This is a genomic window from Pyxidicoccus fallax, from assembly GCF_012933655.1.
In the GTDB taxonomy this organism is placed as follows: domain Bacteria; phylum Myxococcota; class Myxococcia; order Myxococcales; family Myxococcaceae; genus Myxococcus; species Myxococcus fallax.
This window is the reverse complement of record NZ_JABBJJ010000513.1, coordinates 1-6,201: the sequence shown is the minus strand read 5'-3', so window position 1 is coordinate 6,201 and position 6,201 is coordinate 1. Positions and strand designations below refer to the sequence as shown.

The following is a 6,201-nucleotide window of genomic DNA, read 5'->3' as shown; positions in this document are numbered from 1 at the left end:
CCCCCAGCCCCCGCCCGCGGAGGCCGACGCGTGGCGGCCCTCGGTGTACCTCCTCGCGGGCGGCGCCTTCGCGGGCGGCGCCAACACGGGGCCCACCGGAGCGGTGGGCGTGTCGCTGCCGGCACCGGACCGGTGGGACTGGCTCGCGGGCGAGGTGGAGACCGGGGTGCGCCAGGTCACCTTCGACGGACAACTGGTAGGGCTGGGCGTGGTGCGCTCGAAGGTGGTGGGAGCGCCGGTCCTCGCGTCCGTTCGGGCCCGATTGTTCCAGCGAGCCGCCTTTTCCCTATACGGGCGAGCAGGAGGAGGTGTGCTCCCTTTCAGCCACCACCTCAGCAGCGACTTCCAGGAAGACCTGAAAGAGAGCAAGCTGACGGGGATGGGGTTCCTCTCCTTACAGGGAGCGTACCGATTCGGCCGCTGGAGCGCGCTGGTGGAGGCGCGGGGCGCGTGGGCCCCCGTGCGCACGCCCTGGTTGGATGCGCAGCTGGGCGGACTGAGCGGGCTCCTGGGAGTGAGGTTCGAGCCATGAGCCGTGCCGTCGCGTTGCTCGCCACCGTGCTGCTCCTCGCCTGCAGTGGAGGCGGGACGCTGCCGTCTCCGGAAATCCTCTCGGTGACTCCCAACCAGGTCACCGTCCCCGAGGGAGCCCCCGCCGAGGAGCGGCAGTTCGTGCGCATCTCGCTCGACGCGGTGATTGCCGTCCACGTGGACTACGGCCGGGAGGAGGCCCGCACCGAGGCCGTGCGCGTGTGGATTGGCGGCCAGGTGGCCCGCCTCACGGAGCTGGCCCAGGACGGCACCCTGGAGGTCGAGGTGCCCGCGTCGCTCCCTGGGGGCACCTATGACATCCGCGTGGCCCTGGCGGACGGACGCGAGGCGGTGCGGTCCTCCGCGCTCACCCTCGTCCCGGTGAGCCCGCGCTCCGACGATGAGCCGAACCCGGTCGACTGTCCCAAGGGCCTGGACGCCGGCGTGTCCTTCCCGGCGGATGCCGGCACGCTCCCGGACGCGGGCGGGCCCGAGGACCCGGGCCCCGGCGGGCCGATTCGCCCGGGCGACGTCACCGGCTTCGAGCTGGAGGACGTGGAAGACCAGCAGAGCGGCGTCCCCTTCCCCATCACCATCCGGGCCGTCGGGCCGCGCGCGGCGCACTTCGAGGAGGGCGTGGAGGTGACCATCAACAAGAAGGGCACCGTGAGCCCCACCAAGGTGGGGCCGTTCGTCCGCGGCGAGTACACCGCCCTCATCACCGTGGACGCCCAGGGCGGCAACGTGAAGGTCACCGTGACGGACGCCTTCGGGGCCCAGGGCACCACCAACGGCTTCAAGATCCGGAAGTAGCCCCCGCGCGCCGGAGCAGCTCGCGGACACGCGCCATGTCCCCGGGCAGCGGCGCCTCCACCGCGCGGGCGGGCACGCCGGGCAGCGCGGGCCACTCCACGCGCGCGGCGTGCAGGGGCGTGCGGGCCAGCACCACCGCGTCCCCCTCCCCGCCCACGTCCTTCTCCGTCAGCGGCTCCTCGCGGCCGTACTGGTGGTCCACGAGCAGCGGGTGTCCCAGCGACAGCAGGTGGACGCGAATCTGGTGGGTGCGCCCGGTGAGGGGCTCGGCCTCCACGAGCGTGGCCTTGTCGAACGTCTCCACCGGCCGCACCCGCGTGCGGGACGCCTTGGCCTCCGGCTCGCCCGGGCGGGCCACGCGCATGCGGCCCTTGCGCGCGGCCACGAGCGGCGCGTCCACGAGGCGCGGCGCGTCCACCCGGCCCTCCACCAGGGCCAGGTAGCGCTTGCGCACCTTGCCGGCCTCGAAGGCCACGGAGAGGGCGCGGTGCACCGCCGCGTCCAGCGCGAAGACGAGGACGCCGGAGGTGTCCCTGTCCAGCCGGTGCACCACGAACACCTTCTGTCCCCGCGCCGACTCCAGGGCATCGCGCAGCGAGGGGCCGCCGTCGCGCCCGGGGATGACCGGCACCCCGGGCGGCTTGTCCACCACGAGCACGCCCCCGCCCTCGAAGAGGATGCGGGTGTCCGTCACTCGTACTCCGACGCGGGCACCACGGTGATGGGGCCCAGGCCCTTGAGCTGCTTCTTCACCTCGTCCGCGCGGCCCAGCACCACCACGACGGGCGGCTGCGGGTAGCAGTACTTCTTCGCCACCGCGGTCACCTGCTTCGGCGTCACGGCGCGCAGCCTGTCCCGGAACTTCTCCACCCAGTCATCGCCCAGCCCGTGCAGGCGCGTGTCGGCGATGCTGCCGGCGATGGACTCGTTCGTCTCCGTGCGCAGCGGGTAGAGGCCGGCGAGGTACGCCTGCGCGTCCGTCAGCTCGCGCGGCTTGATGCCCTTCTCGCGAACGCCGCCAATCTCCGCCAGCGCCACGTCGATGATTTCGCGCGTGGAGGCCGTCTTGGTGAAGGTGGACAGCACGTAGACGCCGTCCGCCTGCATCGCGTCGAACCAGGCGCTGACGCCGTAGGTAAGGCCGCGGTTGACGCGAATCTCGTTCATCAGCCGCGAGGTGAAGCCACCGCCCAGGGCGATGTTCATCGCCGTGGCCGGGAAGTAGTCCTCGTGGCCCATGCGGAAGCCGGGGCCGCCCAGGCGCACCTGCGACTGCGTCTGGTCCGGCTTGTCCACCACCAGCACCCGTCCGGCGCCGGGCATCTTCTTCAGCGGCGGAATCACGGGCGCCGCGTCCGGCCCGCCCTCCCAGCCGGCGAAGGCCTCCTCCGCCGCCGCGGCCACGCGCTCGGGCTTCACGGCGCCCACCACCACCAGCATGGCCACCTTGGGGCCCATGCGCTCCTGGTGGAAGCGCACCACGTCGTCGCGGGTGAAGGTGCTCACCGTGCGCGTCGACCCGCCCACGTCGTGCCCGTACGGGTGGTCACCCCAGAGCGCGCGCACCATGGCCCGGTCGGCGATGACGGACGGGTCGTCCAAGTCGTTGGCGAACTGGGCCAGGGCGCGCTCGCGGGCGTCGTCCACCTCGGACTGCGGGAAGACAGGGTCCCTCACGAGCTGGCCGAGGATGCCCAGCATCTGCGCGAAGTGCTCGGCCGGGGTGGTGAGCGAGACGGACATCACGTCCTCGCTCACGCCCCCGCCGATGCTGGCGCCGACGAACTCCACCGCTTCGTCGATCTGCTGCGCCGTCAGCCGGCGCGTGCCCCGGCGCAGCAGCCGGGCGGTGAAGTCCGCGAGGCCGTGCTTGCCGTCGGGGTCGGTGGCGCTGCCGGCGCGCAGGATGAGCCGCACGGACACCAGCGGCAGCGGGCCGCGCTCGGCGGCAATCACCTTCAGCCCGCTGGACGTCGTGCTCTCGTGCAGCGTCGGCAGCTTGAGGGCGCCGGTGGACGTCGCCTCCTTGCGGGCCGGCGAGGCGGTACGAGCGGAGGCGGCGACCTTGCGCGTGGCGCGCTTGATGGCCCGGACGGGGCCTTTCACGGCGCGGGCCGCGGAGGACTTGAGGGAGGACTTCACGGAGGTCTTCAGGGAAGGGCTCTTGCGGGAGGCCATAAAGGGACTTTCCTCGGTTCAGGCCTCGGAGGGCGCGGGGAGCAGCGTCACCACGGAGCGGCGCTCGGGGGCGAAGTACTTCGCGACCACGGCCTTCACCATGTCGTTGGTGATGGAGGTGTACGAGGACGGCAGGGAGAGCAGTCGGCGCCAGTCGCCGAGCAGCGCCTCGTAGTGGCCCAGCGCGTGGGCGCGGCCGCTGTTGGTGGTCAGCTCGCGCATGTGGTCCGAGCGGAGGTTGTTCTGCGCCTTCTGCAATTCGCGCTCGGTGACGCCCTCGCGCGCCATCTTCTCCAGCTCCGCGTACAGGGCGGCCTCCACCTTCTGCGGGTCGGAGTCCGGCTTCAGCTCCAGGTAGAAGAGGATGGTGCCCGGGTCGATGCGCCAGCTCCAGTCGAGCATGATGGAGACGGCCAGCTTCTGCTCGTACACGAGCGAGCGCACCAGCCGGCTCCCCTCCCCCTTCGTCAGCACGTACTGGGCCACGTCGAGGGTGAAGGTGTCGTCCTCGCGCGCCGCGGGGCCGCGGAAGCCAATCATCAGCGCGGGCGACTGCGCGGGGTGGCGCACCAGCGCGCGGCGCTCGCCCTTCTGCTCGGGCTCGGCGTCGATGACCTTCAAGGGCGCGGGGCCGCGGGGGATGTCGCCGTAGTAGCGGCGCACCAGGGCCAGCGTCTTCTTCGGGTCGATGTCGCCGACGATGTAGAGCACCGCGTTGTTCGGCGCGTAGTACGTGCGGAAGTACTCCTGGCAGTCCTCGCGGGTGATGTTCTCGATGTCCGCCATCCAGCCGATGACGGGCCAGCGGTACGGGTGCGCCTTGTAGACGAGCGTGCCCAGCTCCTCGTCCATGATGCCCGTGATGTCGTTGTCCACGCGGACGCGGCGCTCCTCCTTCACCACCTCGCGCTCGCTGGTCAGCGTCTCCTGGGAGATGCGCAGCGAGCGCATCCGGTCCGACTCCAGGTCGAGCACCGTCTCCAGCGCGTCGGCGGCGAAGTCGTCGTAGTACACCGTCATGTCATGGGACGTGTACGCGTTGGAGCGGCCGCCGTTGGACTCCAGCGTCTTGTCGAACATCTTGGGGCCGTACTTCTTCGCCCCGTTGAACATCATGTGCTCGAAGAGGTGGCTGATGCCGGTGATGCCGGGCCGCTCGTTGCGGCTGCCCACCTGGAAGAAGGTGTAGAGGCTGACGACGGGCGCCTGGTGGTTCGCCAGCAGCCTCACCTGGAGGCCGTTCGGAAGGGTGGCCTCGTGGACGTCGAACAGGGACTCGAGGGCCGGGTCGACCACACGAGCGGGGACGTTGAGTTGGGAAGCCTTGCGCATAGGCCCCCAACGTATACAGGGCGCGGCTATAGATCCACGACACCGGCACGCAGGGCCATCACCACGGCTTCCACGTGAGAGTTGACCCCCATCTTCCGGTAGATATGTGACAGGTGTGTACGGACGGTGCGCCGCTCCAGCGTCATCACCTGCCCCACCTCGGCGTTGGACAGCCCCTTGGCCACGTAGCGCAGCACCTCGAACTCGGTGGGCGTCAGGCTCCAGGGGTTGTCCGCCTTCTTCTCGGGCGTGACGGGCTTCGCCTGCACGGACTGGAAGTAGTTCCAGAAGCGGCGGGCGATGATGGGCTCCAGGACGGTGCCGCCCTCCATCACCTCCTGGATGCCGGAGCGGATCTTCTCCGGGCCCACGCGCTTGACGAGGTAGCCGGAGGCGCCCGCCTGGATGGCCTCGTACACCTTCTGCTCGTCGTCGAAGGACGTGAGGATGAGGATCTCCACCTCCGGCGCGCGGCGCTTCACCCGCTGGGTGACCTGGATGCCGTTGATGCCCGGCAGCTCCAGGTCCAGGAGCACGAGCTGCGGGCGCACCTGGAGGATCTCCTCCACCGCGGCCTCGCCCTCCTGCGCGGTTCCGATGACTTCCAGCTCCGGGAAGGTGCCCAGCACCTTGACCAGGTTCTTGAGGAGCTGCGGTTGGTCCTCGACGACGTAGATGCGGGTCCGGTCCATGCTCATCGCCTGGGAGCGCTTCTGAACGAGTTCACCACCAGCTTGTGATGTTGGCCCCGGTTGAAGCGCATATCCATTTCCTGCGGCTCTCCCGTGGTCAGGGACACCAGCCGGATGTGGCGCCGCCCCGCCTTGATGGGGAAGCGCGTGAGGGGCGTGCTGCGGCCCACCTTGGCCCCGTCGATGTACACCCGCGCGGGCACGTTGGTGGTGATGGTGACGTAGGCGCGCTGGGACTTCGGCGGCGCCTTCACCTCGGGCACGTCCTCCTCGACGGGCGCGGCCTCGGGCGCGCTCGCCGTCCGCGCGGGCTCCGGGGGCGGAGCTGACGGGACGGCGGTCGGCACCGGCACGGGCTCGGCGGGGGGCGGCGTCTGGGCCTCGGGCATCGGGGCGGCGAGGGCCGCGTCGGCCGGGGCTTCCTCGCCGCGCGGCTGTCCGCCGAGCTGCCACGCGGCGACGACGAAGCTGAACACCCCCACCAGGGCGATGGCGCCCGCGATGGCCACCGTCCGTCCCCGCTGGCGGATGACGCGGGACAGGTCTCGCTCCGCCGACATGAGGCGCGGGGACGCGGCGGCATGCTCCGTCCCGGAGGGCGGAGGCATGGCGATGTCATCCCGGTCCCTCAGCGTGTCGCGGCGCGCGGAGGCTG

At 71.1% G+C, this 6,201-nt stretch carries 6 protein-coding genes and 1 pseudogene; 2 read left to right on the top strand and 5 right to left on the bottom strand.

Annotated elements, in window-relative coordinates; all coding sequences use genetic code 11:
• Nucleotides 1-532, top strand: a pseudogene (locus HG543_RS50405) (hypothetical protein); the annotation flags it as partial.
• A complete protein-coding gene (locus tag HG543_RS50400; RefSeq protein WP_169352130.1) occupies nucleotides 529-1,344 on the top strand; it encodes a hypothetical protein in 816 nt (271 codons plus the stop codon). The pseudogene HG543_RS50405 and the gene HG543_RS50400, both read left to right, overlap by 4 nt.
• On the opposite strand, the gene HG543_RS50395 is transcribed toward HG543_RS50400, so the two are convergent.
• The 5 genes from HG543_RS50395 to HG543_RS50375 all read right to left on the bottom strand — a co-directional run.
• Nucleotides 1,328-2,038, bottom strand: a complete 711-nt coding sequence (locus HG543_RS50395; protein WP_169352129.1) for a pseudouridine synthase — start codon at nucleotides 2,036-2,038, stop codon at nucleotides 1,328-1,330. The two genes, HG543_RS50400 and HG543_RS50395, sit on opposite strands and share 17 nt — an antisense overlap.
• On the bottom strand, nucleotides 2,035-3,522 hold the full coding sequence (locus HG543_RS50390) for a M16 family metallopeptidase (protein WP_169352128.1): 1,488 nt from the start codon (nucleotides 3,520-3,522) through the stop codon (nucleotides 2,035-2,037). The genes HG543_RS50395 and HG543_RS50390 overlap by 4 nt, the downstream gene beginning before the upstream one ends.
• Nucleotides 3,523-3,540: 18 nt before the next feature.
• Nucleotides 3,541-4,854, bottom strand: coding sequence for a M16 family metallopeptidase (locus HG543_RS50385; RefSeq protein WP_169352127.1), 1,314 nt, complete (start codon nucleotides 4,852-4,854; stop codon nucleotides 3,541-3,543).
• 26 nt (nucleotides 4,855-4,880) lie between these two features.
• Nucleotides 4,881-5,546, bottom strand: a complete 666-nt coding sequence (locus HG543_RS50380; RefSeq protein ID WP_171818714.1) for a response regulator — start codon at nucleotides 5,544-5,546, stop codon at nucleotides 4,881-4,883.
• A gap of 2 nt (nucleotides 5,547-5,548) precedes the next feature.
• Nucleotides 5,549-6,201, bottom strand: a 653-nt coding sequence (locus tag HG543_RS50375) for a PEGA domain-containing protein (protein ID WP_169352125.1), incomplete at its 5' end; no start/stop codon positions are given.

What these genes read in the sequence shown, in the direction of transcription:
- HG543_RS50400 (WP_169352130.1), top strand. Translation starts at nt 529, where the DNA reads ATGAGCCGTGCCGTCGCGTTGCTCGCCACCGTGCTGCTCCTCGCCTGC.
- HG543_RS50390 (WP_169352128.1), bottom strand. Translation starts at nt 3,522, where the DNA reads ATGGCCTCCCGCAAGAGCCCTTCCCTGAAGACCTCCGTGAAGTCCTCC.
- HG543_RS50385 (WP_169352127.1), bottom strand. Translation starts at nt 4,854, where the DNA reads ATGCGCAAGGCTTCCCAACTCAACGTCCCCGCTCGTGTGGTCGACCCG.
- HG543_RS50380 (WP_171818714.1), bottom strand. Translation starts at nt 5,546, where the DNA reads ATGGACCGGACCCGCATCTACGTCGTCGAGGACCAACCGCAGCTCCTC.